The organism is Pseudomonas sp. NPDC086581, assembly GCF_044746165.1.
Lineage (GTDB): Bacteria > Pseudomonadota > Gammaproteobacteria > Pseudomonadales > Pseudomonadaceae > Pseudomonas.
Window position 1 is genome coordinate 150,985 of the sequence record NZ_JBIVBR010000012.1, and the last position, 19,992, is coordinate 170,976.

Sequence of the window (19,992 nt, forward strand, 5' to 3'; positions counted from 1 at the left end):
CCCCCGTGCCGAGGTAACAATGACCGAGAAACGCCGCGTCCTGTTCGTCTGTGTCGCCAACGACGCCCGCTCGCCGATGGCCGAAGCGTTGCTGCGGCACACCGACGGCGAGCACTTCGAAGCCTTCAGCGCGGGCATCCACCCGACCGCCATCGACCCTCGCGCGCGCAACGTGCTGGAGCACGCCGGGATCTCCGCCCAAGGGCTGCGCAGCAAGTCCATCGACGAGTTCCGCGGCCAGCACTTCGATTACCTGATCGACCTGTGCGACAAGTCCACCGACGAGGGCGACGAACTGCCGACCTCCAGCGAAGTGATCGTGTGGAACTTTGTCGATCCGGCCCACAGCGAACAGCACGACCCGTTCCGCCACACCCTGCAGGAAATCAGCGATCGCCTGAAGCTCTTCGAAATGGTGAAGAACCGCGACTGAAGCTTCCGGCGATGACAAAGCAAAAAGCCCGCATGGATGCGGGCTTTCTGCTTCGTAGGCCACAGGATTTCGCCGTTGCCTGGGGAGGATTTTCGGCGGATTCCCGTAGAGATGGGGCGCTGGTCCTTCAGCGCAAGGGCATTCTGGCTGCCCGGCATGACAGAGTGGTGACCATCTTGTGAACGCGCCATGGCAATGCGCTGTCACTGCTGTATCACTCGCCGGCATGAGCACTATCAATCCCGACAAGTGGCCAGGCGCAGGGTGCGTCGATAGAGTCACGGTCAAAGTCATGTCCGCGGCGTTGTTTTTAAGCGTCTGCGTGACCCGAACCGGAGTGCCTATGAAGTCCCTGTCAGAAATCGCCTTCTCCATGCTCGACCTGGTGCCCGTGCGCGACCAGGGCAGCGCTGCCGAGGCGCTGAACAACGCCGTTGAGGTTGCCCGGCACGTCGAGCGCCTGGGCTTTACCCGCTATTGGCTGGCGGAGCATCACAACATGGACGGCATCGCCAGCTCGGCCACCGCCGTGCTGATCGGCCATATAGCTGGCAAGACCGAGCGCATCCGCGTCGGCTCCGGCGGGGTAATGCTGCCCAACCATCCGCCGCTGGTGGTGGCGGAGAACTTTGGCACCCTGGAAACCCTCTATCCCGGCCGCATCGATCTGGGGTTGGGTCGCGCGCCCGGCGCCGACCAGGCGACCATGCGCGCGCTGCGCCGCGATCGCCTGGGCGATGGCGCGGACTTCCCCGAGCAGGTTGCCGAACTGGAAATGCTCCTTGGCCCGCGCCGTTCGCAGCAGTCGCTGCTGGCGATTCCGGGTGAGGGAACCAACGTGCCGATCTGGTTGCTGGGCTCCAGCCTGTTCAGCGCCCACCTGGCCGCGCAGAAAGGCCTGCCCTACGCCTTCGCCTCACACTTCGCCCCGCGCTACCTGCATGACGCGTTGCGCATCTATCGCGAGAACTTCCAGCCCTCGGCGGTGCTCGACAAGCCCTACGCCATGATCGGTGTGCCGCTGGTGGCCGCGCCGACCGACGAGGAAGCCGAGTACCTGGCGACCACAGCCTTCCAGCGTGTATTGGCGCTGATTCGTGGCGACAGCCTGAAGCAGAAACCGCCGGTGAAAAGCATGGCCGGGTTGTGGCTCCCCCACGAGCAGGAAGCGGTGGGTAATTTCTTCGGCCTGGCGGTAATCGGCGGCCCGGAGAAGGTGCGCAGCCGCCTGGAAATCCTGCTGGAGCAGACCGGCGTGGACGAGATCATCTTCACCAGCGACATCTACGACCACGAACTGCGCCTGCGCTCGCTGGAGATTGTCGCCGGCCTGCGCTGATCGAGGTTCTTCGCAGGACTGAGGGCGTGTCTGGCCCTTGCTTGCGAATGGCTTTGCAGCGGGGCCTGGTTCGCGAGCAAGCTCGCTCCTGCAGGTTCAGGCCAAAGTTTCGGCGTGGGTGGACTATAGGGCGGATAACCCGGAACGGGTTATCCGCCGATGGCCTCGCGGCAGATAACGCTGACGCGTTATGTGCCCTACGCACTGCATCGGCAGAAACCCGCGGCAGCAAATAGGGGAGGCCTCACGCCTCGCCGTCGTCCTTCTTCTTCAGCAGATCCGCCAACCCGGCCAGTCCCTTGTGGGTGACCTTCGGCCCTTTCGCGCCCGCGTCGTTGCTGTTCTGGTAGTGCAGGTCCACCTGCCGCTGGTGCTCGTTGTCGTGGCAGAACAGGCACAGCAGCTCCCAGTTGGAGCCATCCTCGGGGTTGTTGTCGTGGTTGTGGTCGCGGTGGTGGACGGTCAGCTCGCGCAGGCGCACGCCGCTGAACTCGCGGGCGCAGCGGCCGCAGATCCAGGGGTACATCTTCAGGGCTTTTTCGCGGTAGCTGGTTTCGCGGCGGCGCTGGGCCTCGGCGAGGACGGCGTTGACTTTGCTGGTGGGCTGGTTCATGGCTCGCAGAAGAGAGTGTGGAATCGGACTTCCAGCATAAGTCCGCTGCCCCGCGCTGGCTATGGCCTGGGCGTGTCCGGTCGCGACCAGATCCACAGATTGCCAACCGCCATGCCCAGGATCACCGCATACAGCCAGAGCCCGTGGGGCAGGGTGATCAGCATGATCGCAAGCGCCACGAGCATCGCGAGGCTGGCGCTGATCTTGGCGCGGCGCGCGACGGCGCGGCCATTGCGCCAGTTGTCCAGGATGGGACCGAACAGCCGGTGGTTCTCCAGCCAGGCCGACAGGCGCGGCGAACTCTTCGAGGCGGCCCAGGCGGCGAGCAGGACGAACTCGGTGGTCGGCAACCCCGGCACCACCAGCCCCACCATGCCCACGCCGAGGCTGGTGTAAGCCAGCACTGCAAAGGCCAGGCGCGCCAGCCGCGAGCGGGCGGGGCCGAACGGCTTGGCGCGCGCCGCATCGGCAGGCGCGCGCTCGAGGGCCTCAGACGGTGGCGGGGGCACTGTCGTAGCTGTGTTGCAGCAGGTGGGCAAAGCGCTCGAAGGCGGCCACGGCGCCGGCTTCCGCCTCGCGTTCCTCGGCTTCGCTCAGTTCCAGGCCGTCGAGGGTGCGGGTGAAGCGCTTCCAACCTTCGGCACGGCCGCCTTCGGGCTCGCCCAGGTGACGGGCGCCGGTGTTCTCGTCCAGGCCCAGTGCGGCAACACGCTTGATCAGGAAGGCAGCGCCGAGCTTGGAGCCTTCGGAGACGAACAGCCAGCCCAGGGCGTGGGCCTGGCTCGGGTTGCTGATGGCGCCGGCAACCGGGGCGGGCACTTCGGTGTCGAGGTCGGCCAGGTCCAGGCGGGCCTGTTCGGCGCGGCAGCGCTGCGGCAGGTCGGGGAAGATCCTGCCCAGTTCGGCGTCCTGGTACAGGGCCTGCAGCTCGGACTGGAACAGGTACTGGGCGACCACGAAGCGGGCGAAACGCTCGCGGCTGGAGAAGGGCTCGCGGGCCTTCACGGCGTGGTCGAGACGCTCGTGGGGGGCGTGGGTCAGCGCGTTCAGGCGCTGCGAGCGCAGGGCGGGGAGTTCCAGGGTGGTCATGTCCAATTCCTTGAAATTACAGGTCTTTACAGACGAGACGAACGAGTTCGGGGAAAGCGTAAAGATTGTCGGCGTTCACTGTGCGGGCCCGCTTTTGTAGGGTCCATAACGCGCCAGTGTTATCCGCCGCGCCAGGCGGCGGATAACCTGTTCCAGGTCATGCGCCCTACGCTCAGCGAGGGCGCGTGAGCATCAGATATCCCACACCAGGTTGATCGCGAAGTTGCGGCCCGGCTGGGTCAGGCGGTCGAGGTTGGCCGGGGCCAGTACCGCCGCCTCGCCGACGCCGTCGTAGCCGCGCACGTCATCCCACAGCCAGTACTTCTTGTCGGTGAGGTTGTACAGGCCGGCGTTGAGGGTCAGGTCGTCGGTCAGCTTGTAGTAGCCGGTCAGGTCGAGGATGCCGAAGCCCGGGGTCTTGAACTGACTGCTGGTGCCGTCGGGGGCGTTGAATTGGCTGTCGTCGACGCGGGTCTTGCGCTTGACCAGGGTCCAGTCGAGCAGCGCGCCGTAGCGACCAGCCTGTTCGTCATAGCCCAGGCCGAACACGCCGGTGAGCGGGTTGACGCTGTTGATCGGCTCGCCGGTGTCCTTGTTGCGGCCGTAGGCGTAGGCCACCGAGCCCTTGGTGTAGAGGCCCTGCGGCGCGCCGAAGGCACCCAGCTCCAGGCGGCCTTTCAGCTCCACGCCCTTGATGATGGCGTTCTTGATGTTGTTGCTGGTGAAGGTCGGCTCGTCGTAGCCGGGGGTGATGGCGTCTTCATTGATGAAGTCGCGGTACTTGTTATAGAAGACCGCCACGTCGAACGAGCCTTCCTCGAAGTTGCCGCGCAGGCCGGTCTCGTAGCTCTGGCTGCGTTCCGGGTCGAGGTCCGGGTTGGGCTCCACGCGGTAGCCGGTGGTGGGGTTGTCGAAGCGGCCGTAGAGCGCCTTGGCGGTCGGGGTGCGGAAGCCCTGGGCGTACTGGCCGTACCACAGATAGTTGTCGTTGAACGCGTAGGTCACGCCGAGCTTGGGCGAGAGCTGGTGCCAGCTCTTGCTTTCGCTGCTGACGTCGCCTTCGCCGCTCTGGTCGACCGTGCGCAGGAACTCGTCGGTGACGTGCGGTTTCAGGCGGGTGTGGTCGTAGCGCAGGCCGGGCAGGAAGGTCCAGTCGTTCCAGCGGATCTCGTCCTGGGCGAAGAGAGCGTAGGTGTCGATGGTCGGGTCCGGGAAGTCGCTGCTGCGGGCCAGGCGGTCGGAGGCCACCGAGCTGGGCCCGCCGATGGTGGTGCAGGTGCGGCTGACGGCCAGGCAGGTGGCGTCGCCTTCGCGGTAGCCGGTGACCTTCTGGCGCTTGAGAGTGGTGCCGTAGGTCAGCAGGTGGTCGGTGTCGCCCAGGGCGAAGGCCTTGTCCATCTGCAGGTCGAGCACCCACTGGCGCTCCTTGTACTGGGTCTCGCGGGTCCGCAGCACCTGGCGGGTGATCGGGTAGTAGAACTCGTCGGTGCTCTGGTCGGTCTTGGCGATCTGGTAATTGAAGGTCCACTTCAGGTGATCGGCCACCACGCTGTCCAGCAGCATCTGGTGTTCCAGGCCGTAGCGTTCGCGGGTGATGGTGTCGTTACCGGTGCGCCACTGGTACATGCCGCCGGGCAGCACGCTGTCGGGGATGGTCGGTGCGCCGTTGAAGTACGGGCCGCCGTAGGCGCTCTTCTGGTCGGTGTCGACGTCGTCCTTGTACTTCTCGTAGACCAGGCCGAAGCGGCTGCCTTCTGCATAGTTCCAGCCCAGTTTCGCCAGCACGTTGGTGGTGCGCACGTCTTCGGGGTTGGCTTCGGTGCGCGACAGGCCGGTGCCGCCGGTGCTGCCGTAGGACTCGGTCTCGTGGCCGTTGCGCTGGCTCAGGTGCAGCAGGCCGTCGAAGTCGTCGTGGCGGCCGGCGACGGTGGCGGAGGTCAGCCAGCTGTCATCGGCGGAGCTGTAGCCGGTCTTCAGGCGCGCGCCGACGTCCTGACCGTCCTTGATGATGTCGTCCGGGTCGAGGGTGAAGTAGCTCACCGCGCCGCCGATCGCGTTGCTGCCGTAAAGGGCCGAGGCCGGGCCGCGCAGCACTTCCACGCGCTTGATGATTTCCGGGTCGACATAGTTGCGCTCGGTCTGCGCATAGGGGCCGTTGAAGAAGCTGTTGGGGATCTCGACGCCGTCGATCTGCGTCAGCACGCGGTCGCCGTCGATGCCGCGGATGTTGTAGCCGGTGATGCCGGCACGGTTGCCGGTGCCGCCGACGGAGACGCCGGGCATGTCGCGCACCAGCTCCTTGATGCTGTTGACGTTCTTGCGGTCCAGTTCCTCGCGGCCGACGACGTTCACCGTGGACGGAACCGAGGTGACGCTCTGCGCCTGGCGGGTCGCGGTGACGGTGAGCGGCTGCATCTCGGCGACGGAGGAGAGATTGCGCTCCAGCACCACATTGCGCGGGCCGAGCTGGCGCACGCTCAGGCCGGTGCCGCCGAGCAGGGTCTTCAGCGCGCGCTCCGCCGGCAGGCGGCCGCTGACGCCCGGAGAGACCACGCCGTCAGCCAGGTCACCGGCCACGCCAACCTGCCAACCGGTCACCGCGCTGAAAGCGTTGAGTGCCTGGGGCAGTGGTTGGCGGGCGATGTCGAAGCTGTAGCCGGCCTGGGTCTGGCTCGCTTCCGCCGCGAGAGCGGAAGTGACCGGCAGGCTGGCGATGCCGATGGACAGGGCGAGCAGCGAGATGCTGGCCGGCGCGGACAGCCGGCGCAGAGGGGCACGCGAAGAAGCAATGGTCATCGAAGGGCTCTCTTAGTCAGTCTTTGTTCGCATTCGTAAATGCGAATCTGTTGCATTGGCTTCTGACTAAACGAACGAGCCTTTCGGATCGCGTAAAAAAACTTTCTGCCGTGTAGCGGGGGCTCAGTTGAGGATCAGCAGTTTCGGGTATTCGTGCAGCTCGGCGGAGGTGATCTGCGCCAGCGAGCGGGCCACGCCCAGCGGGTCGTCCAGTCGCCAGTTGCCGGTAACGCTGAGGTTCTCCAGGCGCTCGTTGGTATTCACGATCCAGCCGGGGTAGTAGCGGCGCAATTCGGCCAGCACCTGGCTGAGCGGGCAGTTCTCGAACACCATGCGGCCTTTCACCCAGGCCAGCTGGGATTCGGCCTCGGCGCCGTGCTGGCGCTCGCCGAAGCCCTGCGGGCCGACGCGGATGCTGTCGCCGGCGCCGAGGCTGACGCGCGCGTCGTCCAGCCGCGTGCGCAGGTCCACTTCGCCACGCTGCACGCTGACTTCCGCCTCATTGCCGAGGTAGCGCACGGCGAACGCGGTGCCGCGCACCGTGACCTGTACCGGCCCGGCCTCCACCTCGAAGGGGCGGCTGCGGTCATGGGCGACGTCGAAGAAGGCCTCGCCGCGGTAGAGGCGGGCGACGCGCTGCTGGTCATCGACCTTGCTGGAGAATGCGGTGTCGGTGTTGAGCAGCACGTTCGAGCCGTCGGCCAGCTGGACTTTCTGGCGTTCGCCGACCGCGGTGAGATGGTCTGCGCGCAGGCGCGTCAGCAGGTCGCTCTGCACCACGACACCGATGGCGAGTACCAGCGCTGCAGCTGTGGCGACGGGTTTCCAGAAGCGCCGCGGGCGACGCAGAGGCCGGACTTTTTCCTGTGCCCGTTTGCGTTCCAGGCGCGCAGCGGCGACCGGCAGCAACGGTGACTGCCAAGCATCACGCACGCGCTGGTAAGCGCGCGCGTTGCCTTCGCTGACGGCGAGCCAGGCATCGAAGCGCGCGCGGGTGGCGGCGTCCATGTCGTCCTCGAGGATCAGCCAGTCGAGGGCTTCGGCCATCTGCTGGTCGTCGGGCGGCGCGGCGTGGGGCAAGGGGCGATCCTCGGGGCGGTGCTGGGGTGGTGAGCCGCGCATTGTTGTCGAATCGGCCGGCGAACGGTAGTCCGTCATACCGATTCCTCGAGGCGGCTGACCAGTCCGACACAGATCGCCATGATCAGTTTCAGTTCCTTCTGCACGGTGCTGGGCGAGATGTCGAGCTGCTCGGCGATCTCCGCGTAGCCGCAGCCGTGCAGGCGGCTGAGGATGAAGATGCGCTGCTGGCGCTCGCTGAGCTCTTCGAGGGTGGCGCCCAGGCGTTCGAGCAGCTTTTCCGCGTGCAACTGGTCCTCGGCGCTGGAGCCCGGCGCCGGTACCGCCTGCACCACATCGAAAGGCACGTCCTCGAGCATGGTCCGCGACTGCATGCGCAGGTGGCGCAGGTGGTCCAGGGCGAGGTTGCGGCCGGTCTGGAAGAGGAAGGGTTCCAGGTGATCGATGCGGCGTTCGAGCAGGGTACGGGCGACGCGCAGGTAGGTTTCCTGCACCAGGTCTTCGGCGATGCTCGGGTTCTTCACCATCCGTACGAGCGTGCGCAGCAAAGGTAGGCGCTGGGCCAGGAAGACCGCGTCGAGGTTGGAAGTGCTCACAAGGGCGTCCAGCAGGAATAATTTTTAAATGATAATCAATGTTATTCAGAGGAGGCGCATGGCACAAGTCCATCCGTGGTTCCGGATGTGTAGGCGCCAACGAAAAAAGGGCGAGGCGCGCGGGGCGCCTCGCCCATTCCCTCAGCCGGCCGGTGAGGGGTAAGCGGGACTCAGGAGCGCACGGGGCGTGCGTTCAGGCGGGGCTGGTCGTTGGCCGGTTGTGCCTGGTCGGCTGCTTCCGGGCGGCTGTTCCAATGCGGGATGAGGATGCCGGCGGCGATCAGCGCGGTGACGGTGAAGCCGATGAACACGGTGTAGGTGTCGAAGTAGCCTGGCAGCAGGCCACCGAGGATCGCGCCGACTGAGCCGCAGCCGTTGACGAAGCCCGCCGCGGTGCCGGCCGCTTCGCCGGTGCCGAAGTCCACGGCGGCGGAGCCGCTGATCATCGAGTCCGGTCCGTACAGGGTCAGGCCCATCATGAACAGCAGGGCCAGCACCAGCAGGCTGCTGCCGGTCTGCATGGACGGGACGAACAGCGCCAGGCAGACGGTCAGGCCGAGCAGGCTGATCACGCAGGCGGGCATGCGCCGCGCGCCGAAGATGCGGTCCGAGGCATAGCCGATCAGGATCGGCCCGAGCAGCCCGGCAACCTCGAAGGCCGACGGCAGGATCGCCGCGCCGACCTTGCCCAGCCCCGGCATGCGTTCGTAGACGATCACCGGGCCCCACAGCAGGATCGCGTAGCGCGCCGGCTTGAGCAGGAAGTACGCCAGCCCCAGGGTCAGCACGGTGCGGTTGCGCAGCACCTTGCCGAGGATGCGCAGGGACTTGCCGTTCGCGCCCTCCTGCTTGAAGCCGGCGTAGTTCACCGCCCCGGGTTGCTGCACATCGGCTTCCACCGGCGGCAGGCCGACGTCCTGCGGGCGGTTGCGTTGCAGCAGCAGGAACAGGATGGCGACCGCACCGACCACCGCGGCGGTGGAGTAGAACGCCGCATGCCAGGTACCGAACACCTCATAGGCCCACCAGCCGGCGAAGGGCGAGGCGACCAGTCCGCCGAAGGCGTAGCAGGTGCTCCACAGCCCGAGCACGCGGCCGCGCTCATGGGTGGCGAAGAAGCTGCCGATGTTCTTGCACAGCCCGGACCAGCCGGTGGATTGCGCCAGGCCCTGGACCACCATGCAGGTGGCGAAGATCGGCAGGGTGGCGAAGCTGCCCATCACCAGCGCGGCGACGGCGGAGATCAACAGGCCGCCGAACACCACCACGCGGGGGCCGTAGCGGTCGGCGAAGACACCCCAGGTGAACTGGCCCACCGCGTAGGCGGTGAGGTAGATGGCGTCGAGGTTGGCCATCGCGATCTTGTCGAGATGGAAAGTGGGGTCTTCGGCGATGCCGAGCTTGGCCACCGAGAAGGCTTTGCGGGTGAAGTAGAAGGCTGCGTAGGCCAGCCAGGTGATGGCGAAGATCTGCCATTTCCAGCGCGCCAGCGAAGCGCGCGGCGAAGCGGTGCCGTGAGGGTTGAGCATGATCTGACCTCGTTGTTGTTGTGCTGTGCCGGCAGTCAGTGGGTAACGCCTTTTTTATTTTTGTTTTCGAAGCACGTCGCACCGTCTTTGCGGTGCGGGTCAGAAGCGCTGGAGCTGTTCTGTACCGCCTTGCCGAACCCATCAAGTTCGGCGGCGGTGGAGGGATGGAAACAATTTCGAATAAATAACTGAAATCGATTTATCAGATTTCAAAAATAAGCTGAGCTTGTATGACAGAGGGCCATGACGTTAGTGTTCTGCGCGAATGACTTTGTAGTCGCTTTCCGTCTGCTGGTGAAAAGACGGTCAGAACCTTCCCGCCGAGGCGTGCCCATGTCCGTTTCCCACGCTCAACTCAAGGCCTTCCATGCCGTTGCCGTACACGGCAGCTTCACCCGCGCCGCCGAGCGACTGTTCCTCACCCAGCCGGCGGTTTCCGACCAGGTGCGCAAGCTGGAGGAGCGCTACGGCGTGCTGCTGTTCCATCGCAACAAGCGTTCGGTGCGCCTGACTGAACTGGGCGAGCGCCTGCTGGCGGTGACCCAGCGGCTGTTCGTGATCGAGGCGGAGGCGCAGGAGCTGCTGCAGGAATCCAGCGCGTTGCAGACCGGCAGCCTGACCCTGGCGGTGGACGCGCCGGTGCACGTGCTGCCGCAGATCGCGCGCTTCTGCCAGCGCCATCCGGGCATCCGCGTGAAGCTGGAAACGGGCAATACCGACGAATCCTTGCAGCGCCTGTTCGACTACCAGGCGGACCTGGCGCTGCTCGGCCGCGAGGTGCAGGACGAGCGCCTGCTGACCTTCACCCTGCGCAGCGACCCCATCGTCGCCTTCGTCGGTCGCAGCCATCCCTGGGCCGGGCGCGAGTCCATCGAACTGGCCGACCTCGACGACACGCCGCTGGTGTTGCGCGAGCAGGGCTCGGTGACCCGGCAGATGCTCGAGGCGGAAATGGCCCGCGCCGGGCTGCGCATCCGCCCGGCTATCGAGGTGGAGGGCCGCGAAGCGTCGCTTGAAGCAGTAGCGGTGGGGATTGGCGTCGGCGTGGTGTCGGCTGCCGAACTGGGGGCCGATGCGCGTGTGCATGCGCTGCCGATCCTCGACTGCCACTGGCGTATGAGCGAGACGCTGGTGTGTCTGCGTGAGCAAAGCACCCGGCGGATCGTGGCGACTTTTCTCGATCTGGTGAAGGAAGATTTGCCAGCGGAGTAGGGCGGTTGTTCGCATCCTTCCGAACGTTCCGTCAGCACCCGTAGGGCGAATAACCCGGAACGGGTTATTTGCCAGGACGTCGCATAACGCCGTAGGCGTTATGCGCCCTACAGGGGATATCTGCGCGCGCTGTTGTAGGAACGGCCATACCCGTGATCGCGCGAATGGCGCGTTCCTAGAGTTCAGCCCTGCGCCAACTCCAGAAACGCGCTCACCACCCGCAACCCCCGACGCCGCTCCAGGCAGCCGATGGCGTGGCGGTTGAGCAGTCCATCGCCGCCCAGCGGAATCGCCTTCACCCGTGGGTCCGGGCTGACTTCCAGCGACGACACGATGCCGATCCCCAGCTCCGCTGCCACCGCTTCGGTCACGGCCTCTCGACTGTCCAGCTCCAGCAGCACGCGGGGCTCGACCGAGGCCGCCGAGCAGGCCGCATCGAAGGTGCGCCGGGTGATCGAGTCGGGCTCGCGCAGCACCATGATCTGCTGGTCCAGCTCGCCCAGCGGCAGCTCGCCAAGGTGCTCGCTCCAGGCATGGCTGGCCGGCACCAGGGCGCAAATGCGCGACTCCACCAGCTCGCGCAGGAACAGCCCGGCGCGCGGCTCCACCTCGGTCAGCACGGCGATATCGACGTGCTCGTCCATCAGCGCGGCGAGCGTTTCCTGTGCGTTGCCCAGACGCAGGTTGACGGTGATGCCGGGGTAGCGCGCGCGCAGCCGGGCAAGCATCGGCATCACCAGGTGCGGGCCGTCGGCGGCCACTTCGATACGCCCGGTCACCAGCTCGCGGCTGGCGTCCAGCACGGCTTCGGCTTCCTCCTCCAGGGCAAACAGGGTGCGACTGATGGCCGACAGGCGTACGCCATCTTCTGTCAGCTCCACGCCGCGCGCGGTGCGGCGGAACAGATTGACCTGGTAGTGCTCCTCCAGCGCCTTCACGTGCCCGGTCACGGCCGGCTGGCTGATGAACAGGCGCTCGGCGGCGCGGGTGAAGCTGCGTTCGCGGGCGACGGCGTCGAAGGCGCGGAGCTGGAAGAGGTTCATGAGGTATATGTCCGGCTTATGCAGTGCATCGTGATAAACAATTTGAACGATATCTGCCCGGCCGGCAAGTTATGCCCAGGCCGCCGCGAACCCGCCCTGGCCCAACCGAATTCAGCCCTGACGACGTTCCCAAGAAAGAGGAATCGAGCATGAGCACTGCCGAGCGAGCCCCCATCCTGCTGACTCCCGGTCCGCTGACCACGTCCCCCCGCACCCGTCGCGCCATGATGGTCGACTGGGGCTCCTGGGACCGCGACTTCAACGACCTGACCGCCGACGTCTGCAAGCGCCTGCTGGCGATCATCCACGGCGAGGCGAGCCACACCTGCGTGCCCCTGCAGGGCAGCGGCACCTTCTCCGTCGAAGCCGCCATCGGCACCCTGGTACCGCGTGACGGCAAGGTGCTGGTGCTGATCAACGGCGCCTACGGCAAGCGTCTGGCGAAGATCTGCCAGGTGATCGGCCGCGAGTTCAGCACCTTCGAAACCGAAGAAGACGTGCCGACCACCGCCGCCGACGTGGACCGCCTGCTCAGCGCAGACCCGAGCGTCACCCATGTGGCGCTGATCCACTGCGAAACCAGCACCGGCATCCTCAACCCGCTGGCCGAGATCGCCAGGGTCATCGAATCCCACGGCAAGCGCCTGATCATCGATGCCATGAGTTCCTTCGGCGCGCTGGACATCGACGCCCGCCACATCCCCTTCGATGCGCTGATCGCCGCTTCCGGCAAATGCCTGGAAGGCGTACCGGGCATGGGCTTCGTCTTCGCCCGCAGCACCGCCCTGAACGCCAGCGCCGGCAATTGCCACTCGCTGTCCATGGACCTGCAGGACCAGCACGCCTACATGGCCAAGACAGGTCAGTGGCGCTTCACCCCGCCGACCCACGTGGTGGCCGCGCTGCACGAAGCGCTGAGCCAGTACGAGGAAGAGGGCGGTCTCGCGGCCCGTCATCAGCGTTACGCAAACAATTGCCAGACTCTGCTGGCGGAGATGGCCGAACTGGGGTTCCGCAGCTTCCTGCCGGCCGAGATCCAGGCGCCGATCATCGTCACCTTCCATGCCCCCAGTGACGCCCGCTACACCTTCACCGAGTTCTACAACCGGGTGCGCGAGAAGGGCTTCATCCTCTACCCGGGCAAGCTGACCCAGGTGGAAACCTTCCGCGTCGGTTGCATCGGCCAGGTCGACGCCAGCGGCATACGCGCCGCCGTCGCGGCCATCGCCGAGACGCTGAAGGAAATGGAAGTCTTCGAAATCTGACGCCCGCCCGAATTCTCACAGGATTGAACGCCATGAATTACCAGCAACCCAAGCAACTGCAAGCCGTCATCCTCGACTGGGCCGGCACCGTGGTCGACTTCGGCTCCTTCGCGCCGACCCAGATATTCGTCGAGGCCTTCGCCGAGTTCGGCGTCCAGGTCAGCCTGGAAGAAGCCCGTGGCCCGATGGGCATGGGCAAGTGGGACCACATCCGCACCCTGTGCGACATCCCGGCCATCGCCGAACGTTACAAGGCCAAGTTCGGTCGCGTACCGAGCGACGATGACGTCACCGCCATCTACGAGCGCTTCATGCCGTTGCAGATCGAGAAGATCGCCGAGCACTCGGCGCTGATTCCCGGCGCGCTGGATGCCATCGCTGCGCTGCGCAAGGGCGGTCTGAAGATCGGTTCCTGCTCCGGCTACCCCGCAGTGGTGATGGAGAAGGTCGTCGCCCTGGCGAAGATCAACGGCTACGTCGCCGACCATGTGGTCGCTACCGATGAAGTGCCCAACGGCCGTCCGCACCCGGCCCAGGCACTGGCCAACGTGATTGCCCTGGGCATCAACGACGTGGCGGCCTGCGTGAAGGTCGATGACACCTGGCCGGGCATCCTCGAAGGCCGCAGTGCCGGCATGTGGACCGTGGCGCTGACCTGCTCGGGCAACGCCCTGGGTCTGACCTATGAGCAGTACAAGGCGCTGCCGGCGGAGAAACTGGAGCAGGAACGTCGCCGCATCGGCCAGATGTTCGAAGGCTCGCGCCCGCACTACCTGATCGACACCATCGCCGAACTGCCGGCGGTGATTGCCGACATCAATGCGCGCCTGGCGCGGGGTGAGATGCCGCAGGGCAACTGACGCCTGGTGTTCATGAAAAAGGCCCGCTTTGTGCGGGCCTTTTTCATGGGGGGTAGTGCATACGGTCGCGGGCCATGCGCGCGATCAGCGCCGACAGGCGCGACTGTCAGCAGTAATCAGTTCACAACGTTCCGCACAAACCGCACCAGCACATCCCCATGGTTCTGGTAGGAAAACGGCTGGTTGCTCTTGAATACGTGGAAACCGCCGGCGTCGACCTCCACCGTTTCCTCGGCAAGGACGATGGTCAGCCGGCCTTCGATGACATAGGCCATGTCGTACCAGCCTTCGGCATCGGGCTCGGCGTTGTAGCGGTCGCCGGGGGCGAGCGTCCAGTGCCAGAGCTCGGCCTGACGGGTGGCGGGGGTGCTGGCGAGGAGGGTGCCGCGGCTGTCGGCCTGTTGGCCGCCCCAGGCGACGGCGTCGACGCGGGACAGGCCGCCGGTGGACGGCGGGCGAACCAGGTCGGCGAAGGTGACTGTCAGGGCGGCGGCGATGCGGTCGAGGGTGGCGAGGCTGACGTTGGTGTCGCCGCTCTCGATGCCGACCAGCATCCGCCGGCTGACGCCCGATGCCTTGGCCAGCGCGTCCTGGCTGAAGCCGGCATTGCGGCGGTGCGTCTTCACGTTATCGGCGACGTGCACCAGCACGCTGGGACGTTCGGAAGGAGTGGGCAGTATATTGCTCATTCTGGCCTTTTTGCGCATTATGTTGCGCATAACAGTCAACCAAGAAATCCCAACCGTTGCAACGCCTGTTCAGGTCCGCATCATGCCTCGCTCTCGCTTTATTTCCACTGCCTTCCCCATTCTCATCCTGATCGTGTCCATGGCCTCGATCCAGACCGGCGCATCGGTCGCCAAGAGCCTGTTCCCGGTGCTCGGCGCCGAAGGCGTGACCTCCATGCGCCTGATCTTCGCGGCCATCCTCCTGCTGGCGATCCTCCGCCCGTGGCGCACCTCGCTGCGCGGCAAGCCGCTCAAGCCGCTGTTCATCTACGGCGTGACGCTGGGCCTGATGAACCTGACCTTCTACATGGCGCTGCAGACCATTCCGCTGGGCGTTGCCGTGGCGCTGGAGTTCACCGGGCCGCTGGCAGTCGCGCTGTTCTATTCGCGCAAGCCGATCGACTTCCTGTGGATCGCCATCGCCGTGGTCGGCCTTGGCCTGCTTCTGCCGATCGCCGACTTCGGCCACGGCATCGACCCCAAGGGCGCCGCGCTGGCGCTGGGGGCGGGCGTCTGCTGGGGGCTCTACATCATCTTCGGCCAGCGCGCCGGTAACGACCTGGGCGCACAGGGCGCTGCGCTGGGTATCAGCATCGCGGCGATCTGCGTGGCGCCCATCGGCCTTGCGCACAGCGGCATGGCGCTGTTCGACATCAGCCTGTTCCCGGCGTTGCTGGGCGTGGCGATCCTCTCCAGCGCCTTGCCCTACACCCTGGAAATGGTGGCGCTGACTCGCCTGCCGGCGCGGACTTTCGGCACCCTGATGAGTATCGAGCCGGCCTTCGGCGCGCTGTCCGGCCTGGTGTTCCTGGGCGAGCAGCTGACTTCGCATCAGTGGATCGCCATCGGCGCGATAATCGTCGCCTCGGTGGGCACGACGCTGAGCAGCCGGCCGAAGCCGGCGCTGGTTACCGACTGATCCTCCCTGCGCTACGAAGAAGCCGCCCTTGGGCGGCTTTTTGCTTTTGTAGGATGGGTGGAGCGCAGTGTTTTTCCTGCACGACTCCCAAATAAAAAAGCCGCCCTCGGGCGGCTTTCTGCGTTGTGGGCGATCAGCCCGCCGTGCGCATCTCGTTCAGCACGATCTGCCGCCTGGCGCTGCGCGACAGGCGGATGCACAGCATCACCGCGGCGCAGGTCAGACCGACGATCAGGCCCTCCCACAGGCCGCGCGGGCCGGTGGGCTCCTGCAGCCAGTGGGTGAGGCCGAGGCTGTAGCCCACCGGCAGGCCGATGCCCCAGTAGGCGAACAGGGTCATGATCATGGTCGCGCGGGTGTCCTGGTAGCCGCGCAGGGCGCCGGCGGCAGTGACCTGTACGGCGTCGGAGAACTGGAACAGCGCCGAGAACACCAGCAGCGTGGCGGCCAGCGCCAGCACGTCCGGGTCCTGCGTATAGAGCCCGGCGATATGCTCACGCATCAGCAGCATGCCGCTGGCGGAAACGCAGGCGTACGCCAGTGCCGCGCCCATGCCCACGCCGGCAGCGAAACGAGCATCGCGCGGCGCACCGGCACCGAGCGACTGCCCCACGCGGACGGTCACGGCCATGGCCAGCGAGTAGGGGATCATGAACACCAGTGCGCTGAAGTTCAGCGCCACCTGGTGGCCCGCCACCACTTTCTCGCCGAGTTCGCCGATCAGCAGGGCGATCACCGAGAAGATGCTGGACTCGGCGAACACCGCGATGCCGATGGGCAGGCCGACCCCTACGAGGCTGCCGATCACCTGCGGCTTCGGCAGCTCCCAGTGGCTGAACAGCTGGCTCGGCTTGTAGACCTTCGCCCAGTTCACCCAGACCAGCATGCCCAGCAGCATGAACCACATCACCGAGCCGGTGGCCCAGCCGCAGCCGGGGCCGCCCAGCGCCGGGAAGCCGAGGTGGCCGTAGATCAGCACATAGTTGATCGGGATGTTCAGCATCAGTCCGCAGATGCCCAGCACCATGCTTGGCCGGGTGCGCCCCAGGCCATCGCTGAAGCAGCGCAGCACATGATACAGCGCCACCGCCGGCAGGCCGCAGGCGATGCCGCGCAGGTAGAAGCAGCTCGGCTCGATCAGCGCTTCCTCGACCTTCATCGCCCGCAGCACCGGCTCGGAGAGCAGCCACAGCGTCGCCCCCGCCAGCGGGCCGACCAGCAGCGCCAGCCACAGCGCCTGGCGCACCAGCGGGCCGGTGCCGGCCTGGTCGCCGGCGCCGTAGCGCTGGGCCACCTTGGCGGTGGTGGCGAGCAGGGTGCCGGTCATCAGCAGGAAGATCGGAATCCAGATCGAGTTGCCCAGTGCCACCGCGGCCAGATCGCGCGGGCCCACGCTGCCGGCCATCACCGCATCGACGAAGCCCATGGCGGTGGTTGCCAGCTGGGCGATCATGATGGGCGCTGCGAGGGTCAGCAGTTCCTTGAGTTCGGTGGCGGTGCGCCGTCCGCGGGAGACGGGCTGGGTGAGGCTGGTCACGGCTTTCCTTGGCAGAAGAAATGAACGGGAAGCCGGCCAGTTTAAGGGCTGTCCGCCCGGGCAGCAAAGCCTGGCGTGTGTGGCGCGGGACCGCGCGCAACGGCGCTGGTAAAGTAGCCGGTGACGATTTCTGGAGTCAGTCCATGCGTATCCTTGCCGATGAAAATATTCCCCTGGTCGAAGCCTTCTTCGGCGCCCATGGCGACATCCGTCGCCTGCCCGGACGCGGGATCGACCGCGCCGCCCTGGGTGATGCCGAAGTATTACTGGTGCGCTCGGTGACGGACGTCAGCCGTGAGCTGCTCCAGGGCAGCCAGGTGAAGTTCGTCGGCACCTGCACCATCGGCACCGATCACTTGGACCTGGACTACTTCGCCGAGGCCGGCATCGCCTGGTCCAGCGCGCCGGGTTGCAACGCCCGCGGTGTGGTGGACTGGGTGCTGGGCAGCCTGCTGGCGCTGGCCGACGTACACGGCGCCAAGCTCTCCGAACGCCGCTATGGCGTGATCGGTGCCGGGCAGGTGGGTGGTCGCCTGGTGGATGTGCTGCGCGGATTGGGCTGGGACGTGCGCGTCTGCGACCCGCCGCGCGCCGCTGCCGAAGGGGGTGATTTCCGCAGCCTGGAAGAAGTGCTGCGCGAGTGCGACGTGATCAGCCTGCACACGCCGCTGACCCGCGAGGGTGAGCACTCGACGCGCCACCTGATCGACGCCGCGCGCCTGAAGGCGTTGCGTCCGGGGACCTGGCTGATCAACGCAAGCCGGGGTGGCGTGGTCGACAATACGGCGCTGCGTATTCACCTGGAGTCCGGCGCGGATATCGACGTGGCACTGGACGTCTGGGAGGGCGAGCCGGAAGTGAACGTGCAACTGGCCCAGCACTGCCGCATCGCTACCCCGCACATCGCCGGCTACAGCCTTGATGGCAAGTTGCGCGGCACGGCGCAGATCTACGAGGCTTTCTGCGCCTGGCAGAAGTGCGCACCGACCGTTGATCTCGACGACCTGCTGCCAGCTCAATGGCTGGCAGAACTGAGCTTGAAGGAAGAGTGCGACCCGGGCTGGGCGCTGGCCATGCTCTGCCGCGCGGTGTACGACCCGCGCAGCGATGACGCCGATTTCCGTCGCAGTCTGATCGGAGACACCCAGACCCGGCGGGCGGCTTTCGACGCGCTGCGCAAGCACTACCCGCCGCGCCGGGAAATCACCGGGCTGTGGGTAGACATCCAGGGCGATTCGCCGCGCCTGGAAAGCCTGCTGACCGCGCTGGGGGCCAACCGGGTCGGGGAGTAGGGCGTACGTGCTGCCGCGCTGTTATTCCGCTTGGCGGCGTGGCGGCTCGCAGGTCTTGTCCAGTTCCTGGCAGGCGCGCTGGATCATGTCTTCGGTAATCGGCACTTCACGGCCCTGGGCATCGATGATCGAGCCGCCGACCGGCTGTTGCGGCTGGCGCGGAGTGGGGCGGGGGGCGGATTCACGGTGGGTTTGCAGGCTCATGGCCAATCTCCTCTACATCAGTGCATTGCAGTCTAGGCAGATCAGATGAAACCCCGGTGACAGAGGCGGCCAAGGGCAGCGCCTGAAAATCGTCACCGAAGACAGACGACCCGATCGCTCGCAGATTGCGTGCCAATCGCGAGGTCCCCGGTCGTTTGCTTGTCGTTATAGTCAGTGGAGTTGCCGCTTCCCTGGTCCGACCCGGCGTTGCGCCGGTGGTTCGAAGAAGTTTCCCTCGAGGTTGAGTATGGACAGGATTCGCATAGGGCTGATCATCAATCCGCTGGCCGGTATCGGCGGCCCGACCGCGCTCAAGGGCAGCGATGGCGTGGCCGCGCTGGCCCTGGCCCGCGGCGCCGAACCACGGGCGGCGGAACGCACGCGGGTTGCCCTGGAGCACCTGCTGCCGGTGCGCGAGCGCCTGGAGTTCCTCACCTTTCCCGGCCCGATGGGCGCCGACCTGCTGGCGGACATGGGCTTCGCCCATCGCCTGGTTGGGGCGCTGGAGAAAGAGCAGAGCAGCGCGGCGGATACCCGTCACGCCGTGCAGGCGCTGCAGGAGGCCGGCGTGGCGCTGATTCTCTTTGCCGGTGGCGACGGCACCGCGCGGGATGTGGCCGAGGTGGCCCGCGAAGGCCAGCCGGTGCTGGGCATTCCCGCCGGGGTGAAGATCCATTCCGGGGTCTACACCATCAGCCCGCGCGCGGCCGGGGAGCTGGCGCGGCGGCTGGTGGATGGCGGGCTGGTGCGCCTGACCCAGGGTGAAGTGCGCGATCTCGACGAAGCCGCGCTGCGTGAGGGACGCGTCGCCGCGCGCTGGTACGCCGAACTGACGGTGCCCGAGGAAGGCCACTTCATGCAGCACGTGAAGCAGGCCGGCATGGAGACCGAGGAGCTGGTGCTCGCCGATCTCGCCGCCTGGCTGGAGGACAGCTGGGAGGACGATGTGCGTTACGTCTTCGGCCCCGGCTCGACGCTGCACGGGCTGGCTGCCGACCTGCACCTGGACACCACCCTGCTGGGCGTGGATGTGATCGAGAACGGCGAAGTGATCGCCCGCGACGTCACCGAGGCGCAGCTGTTCGAGCTGGTGGACGGGCACCCGGCCTTCCTGCTGGTGACTGCCATCGGTGGTCAGGGCCACATTCTTGGGCGCGGCAACCAGCAGATCAGCCCGCGCGTGCTGCGCGCCATCGGCATCGAGCGACTGCGGGTGATTGCCACCAAGCGCAAGCTCGGCACCCTCGAGGGCCGGCCGCTGCTAGTGGACAGTGGTGACGCCGGGCTGGACGCGAGCTTCCCGGCGGCAGTGCGGGTGTGGGCGGGCTACAAGGAAGAGCTGCTCTATCCGCTGGGTTGGGGCAGCGAAGACGAGCTGCCAGCGTAGGGCGAATGACGCCTGAGACGTTATCCGCCCTACGGGTGTGGTGGTGCTGGCATCCATAAGGCCGCACGCG

Annotated in this window: 19 protein-coding genes; 8 read left to right on the forward strand and 11 right to left on the reverse strand. The window is 66.4% G+C overall.

Annotated features, from left to right (window positions below):
• The first annotated feature begins 19 nt into the window (after positions 1–19).
• Complete coding sequence (locus ACIPK7_RS23420) at positions 20–433, forward strand: arsenate reductase ArsC (RefSeq protein ID WP_401090496.1); 414 nt, start codon at positions 20–22, stop codon at positions 431–433.
• 343 nt (positions 434–776) lie between these two features.
• The gene (locus tag ACIPK7_RS23425; protein ID WP_401090498.1) at positions 777–1,772 is read left to right on the forward strand and encodes an LLM class flavin-dependent oxidoreductase; all 996 of its coding nucleotides are present in this window, start codon (positions 777–779) and stop codon (positions 1,770–1,772) included.
• Positions 1,773–2,016: 244 nt separating this feature from the next.
• On the opposite strand, the gene ACIPK7_RS23430 is transcribed toward ACIPK7_RS23425, so the two are convergent.
• The 7 genes from ACIPK7_RS23430 to ACIPK7_RS23460 all read right to left on the reverse strand — a co-directional run bounded on the left by ACIPK7_RS23430 (position 2,017) and on the right by ACIPK7_RS23460 (position 9,475).
• Positions 2,017–2,385, reverse strand: a complete 369-nt coding sequence (locus ACIPK7_RS23430) for a YajD family HNH nuclease (RefSeq protein WP_192434623.1) — start codon at positions 2,383–2,385, stop codon at positions 2,017–2,019.
• A gap of 59 nt (positions 2,386–2,444) precedes the next feature.
• Positions 2,445–2,894 carry a YbaN family protein gene (locus ACIPK7_RS23435; protein ID WP_318652910.1) on the reverse strand — a complete coding sequence of 150 codons (450 nt, stop codon included), beginning with the start codon at positions 2,892–2,894 and terminating at the stop codon, positions 2,445–2,447.
• The gene (locus tag ACIPK7_RS23440) at positions 2,875–3,474 is read right to left on the reverse strand and encodes a biliverdin-producing heme oxygenase (RefSeq protein WP_192434625.1); all 600 of its coding nucleotides are present in this window, start codon (positions 3,472–3,474) and stop codon (positions 2,875–2,877) included. Before ACIPK7_RS23440 ends, ACIPK7_RS23435 begins: the two co-directional genes overlap by 20 nt.
• A 192-nt stretch (positions 3,475–3,666) precedes the next feature.
• On the reverse strand, positions 3,667–6,270 hold the full coding sequence (locus tag ACIPK7_RS23445; RefSeq protein ID WP_401090501.1) for a TonB-dependent receptor: 2,604 nt from the start codon (positions 6,268–6,270) through the stop codon (positions 3,667–3,669).
• Positions 6,271–6,393: 123 nt separating this feature from the next.
• Positions 6,394–7,317: a FecR family protein gene (locus ACIPK7_RS23450; RefSeq protein WP_401090590.1), complete on the reverse strand. Its 924-nt coding sequence runs from the start codon at positions 7,315–7,317 to the stop codon at positions 6,394–6,396.
• Positions 7,318–7,424: 107 nt separating this feature from the next.
• The gene (locus tag ACIPK7_RS23455; RefSeq protein ID WP_081516743.1) at positions 7,425–7,946 is read right to left on the reverse strand and encodes an RNA polymerase sigma factor; all 522 of its coding nucleotides are present in this window, start codon (positions 7,944–7,946) and stop codon (positions 7,425–7,427) included.
• A 170-nt stretch (positions 7,947–8,116) separates the two neighbouring features.
• Positions 8,117–9,475 (reverse strand): MFS transporter, encoded by a 1,359-nt coding sequence (locus ACIPK7_RS23460; RefSeq protein WP_401090503.1) that lies wholly within the window; start codon positions 9,473–9,475, stop codon positions 8,117–8,119.
• A 333-nt stretch (positions 9,476–9,808) separates the two neighbouring features.
• Here ACIPK7_RS23460 and ACIPK7_RS23465 point away from each other — a divergent pair, with 333 nt between their 5' ends.
• Complete coding sequence (locus ACIPK7_RS23465; RefSeq protein ID WP_192434632.1) at positions 9,809–10,687, forward strand: LysR substrate-binding domain-containing protein; 879 nt, start codon at positions 9,809–9,811, stop codon at positions 10,685–10,687.
• 182 nt (positions 10,688–10,869) lie between these two features.
• On the opposite strand, the gene ACIPK7_RS23470 is transcribed toward ACIPK7_RS23465, so the two are convergent.
• Positions 10,870–11,730, reverse strand: coding sequence for a LysR substrate-binding domain-containing protein (locus ACIPK7_RS23470; protein WP_401090505.1), 861 nt, complete (start codon positions 11,728–11,730; stop codon positions 10,870–10,872).
• 149 nt (positions 11,731–11,879) lie between these two features.
• On the opposite strand from ACIPK7_RS23470, the gene ACIPK7_RS23475 reads away from it, so the two are divergent.
• The gene (locus ACIPK7_RS23475; RefSeq protein WP_401090507.1) at positions 11,880–12,995 is read left to right on the forward strand and encodes a 2-aminoethylphosphonate--pyruvate transaminase; all 1,116 of its coding nucleotides are present in this window, start codon (positions 11,880–11,882) and stop codon (positions 12,993–12,995) included.
• 32 nt (positions 12,996–13,027) lie between these two features.
• Positions 13,028–13,855: a phosphonoacetaldehyde hydrolase gene (phnX, locus tag ACIPK7_RS23480; protein ID WP_401090509.1), complete on the forward strand. Its 828-nt coding sequence runs from the start codon at positions 13,028–13,030 to the stop codon at positions 13,853–13,855.
• 116 nt (positions 13,856–13,971) lie between these two features.
• Here the strand turns inward: phnX and ACIPK7_RS23485 are convergent, their stop codons facing one another.
• Positions 13,972–14,574 (reverse strand): helix-turn-helix domain-containing protein, encoded by a 603-nt coding sequence (locus ACIPK7_RS23485; RefSeq protein WP_081516749.1) that lies wholly within the window; start codon positions 14,572–14,574, stop codon positions 13,972–13,974.
• Between the two features lie 52 nt (positions 14,575–14,626).
• Here ACIPK7_RS23485 and rhtA point away from each other — a divergent pair, with 52 nt between their 5' ends.
• A complete protein-coding gene (gene rhtA, locus ACIPK7_RS23490) occupies positions 14,627–15,502 on the forward strand; it encodes a threonine/homoserine exporter RhtA (protein WP_081516750.1) in 876 nt (291 codons plus the stop codon).
• A gap of 133 nt (positions 15,503–15,635) precedes the next feature.
• Here the strand turns inward: rhtA and ACIPK7_RS23495 are convergent, their stop codons facing one another.
• Entirely contained in the window at positions 15,636–17,039 is a 1,404-nt protein-coding gene (locus ACIPK7_RS23495; RefSeq protein ID WP_081516751.1) for an MATE family efflux transporter, read from the reverse strand.
• A 143-nt stretch (positions 17,040–17,182) separates the two neighbouring features.
• On the opposite strand from ACIPK7_RS23495, the gene pdxB reads away from it, so the two are divergent.
• Positions 17,183–18,331, forward strand: a complete 1,149-nt coding sequence (gene pdxB, locus ACIPK7_RS23500) for a 4-phosphoerythronate dehydrogenase PdxB (RefSeq protein WP_401090512.1) — start codon at positions 17,183–17,185, stop codon at positions 18,329–18,331.
• A gap of 21 nt (positions 18,332–18,352) precedes the next feature.
• Here the strand turns inward: pdxB and ACIPK7_RS23505 are convergent, their stop codons facing one another.
• The gene (locus ACIPK7_RS23505) at positions 18,353–18,535 is read right to left on the reverse strand and encodes a PA1571 family protein (RefSeq protein ID WP_045207896.1); all 183 of its coding nucleotides are present in this window, start codon (positions 18,533–18,535) and stop codon (positions 18,353–18,355) included.
• A 247-nt stretch (positions 18,536–18,782) separates the two neighbouring features.
• Here ACIPK7_RS23505 and ACIPK7_RS23510 point away from each other — a divergent pair, with 247 nt between their 5' ends.
• Entirely contained in the window at positions 18,783–19,922 is a 1,140-nt protein-coding gene (locus ACIPK7_RS23510) for an ATP-NAD kinase family protein (protein ID WP_192211237.1), read from the forward strand.
• The last annotated feature ends 70 nt before the right edge of the window (positions 19,923–19,992 follow it).

Coding starts and splice junctions, on each gene's coding strand:
- ACIPK7_RS23420 (WP_401090496.1), top strand. CDS start 20: ATGACCGAGAAACGCCGCGTCCTGTTCGTCTGTGTCGCCAACGACGCC.
- ACIPK7_RS23425 (WP_401090498.1), top strand. CDS start 777: ATGAAGTCCCTGTCAGAAATCGCCTTCTCCATGCTCGACCTGGTGCCC.
- ACIPK7_RS23430 (WP_192434623.1), bottom strand. CDS start 2,385: ATGAACCAGCCCACCAGCAAAGTCAACGCCGTCCTCGCCGAGGCCCAG.
- ACIPK7_RS23440 (WP_192434625.1), bottom strand. CDS start 3,474: ATGACCACCCTGGAACTCCCCGCCCTGCGCTCGCAGCGCCTGAACGCG.
- ACIPK7_RS23445 (WP_401090501.1), bottom strand. CDS start 6,270: ATGACCATTGCTTCTTCGCGTGCCCCTCTGCGCCGGCTGTCCGCGCCG.
- ACIPK7_RS23450 (WP_401090590.1), bottom strand. CDS start 7,317: ATGGCCGAAGCCCTCGACTGGCTGATCCTCGAGGACGACATGGACGCC.
- ACIPK7_RS23460 (WP_401090503.1), bottom strand. CDS start 9,475: ATGCTCAACCCTCACGGCACCGCTTCGCCGCGCGCTTCGCTGGCGCGC.
- ACIPK7_RS23465 (WP_192434632.1), top strand. CDS start 9,809: ATGTCCGTTTCCCACGCTCAACTCAAGGCCTTCCATGCCGTTGCCGTA.
- ACIPK7_RS23470 (WP_401090505.1), bottom strand. CDS start 11,730: ATGAACCTCTTCCAGCTCCGCGCCTTCGACGCCGTCGCCCGCGAACGC.
- ACIPK7_RS23475 (WP_401090507.1), top strand. CDS start 11,880: ATGAGCACTGCCGAGCGAGCCCCCATCCTGCTGACTCCCGGTCCGCTG.
- phnX (WP_401090509.1), top strand. CDS start 13,028: ATGAATTACCAGCAACCCAAGCAACTGCAAGCCGTCATCCTCGACTGG.
- ACIPK7_RS23485 (WP_081516749.1), bottom strand. CDS start 14,574: ATGCGCAACATAATGCGCAAAAAGGCCAGAATGAGCAATATACTGCCC.
- rhtA (WP_081516750.1), top strand. CDS start 14,627: ATGCCTCGCTCTCGCTTTATTTCCACTGCCTTCCCCATTCTCATCCTG.
- pdxB (WP_401090512.1), top strand. CDS start 17,183: ATGCGTATCCTTGCCGATGAAAATATTCCCCTGGTCGAAGCCTTCTTC.
- ACIPK7_RS23505 (WP_045207896.1), bottom strand. CDS start 18,535: ATGAGCCTGCAAACCCACCGTGAATCCGCCCCCCGCCCCACTCCGCGC.
- ACIPK7_RS23510 (WP_192211237.1), top strand. CDS start 18,783: ATGGACAGGATTCGCATAGGGCTGATCATCAATCCGCTGGCCGGTATC.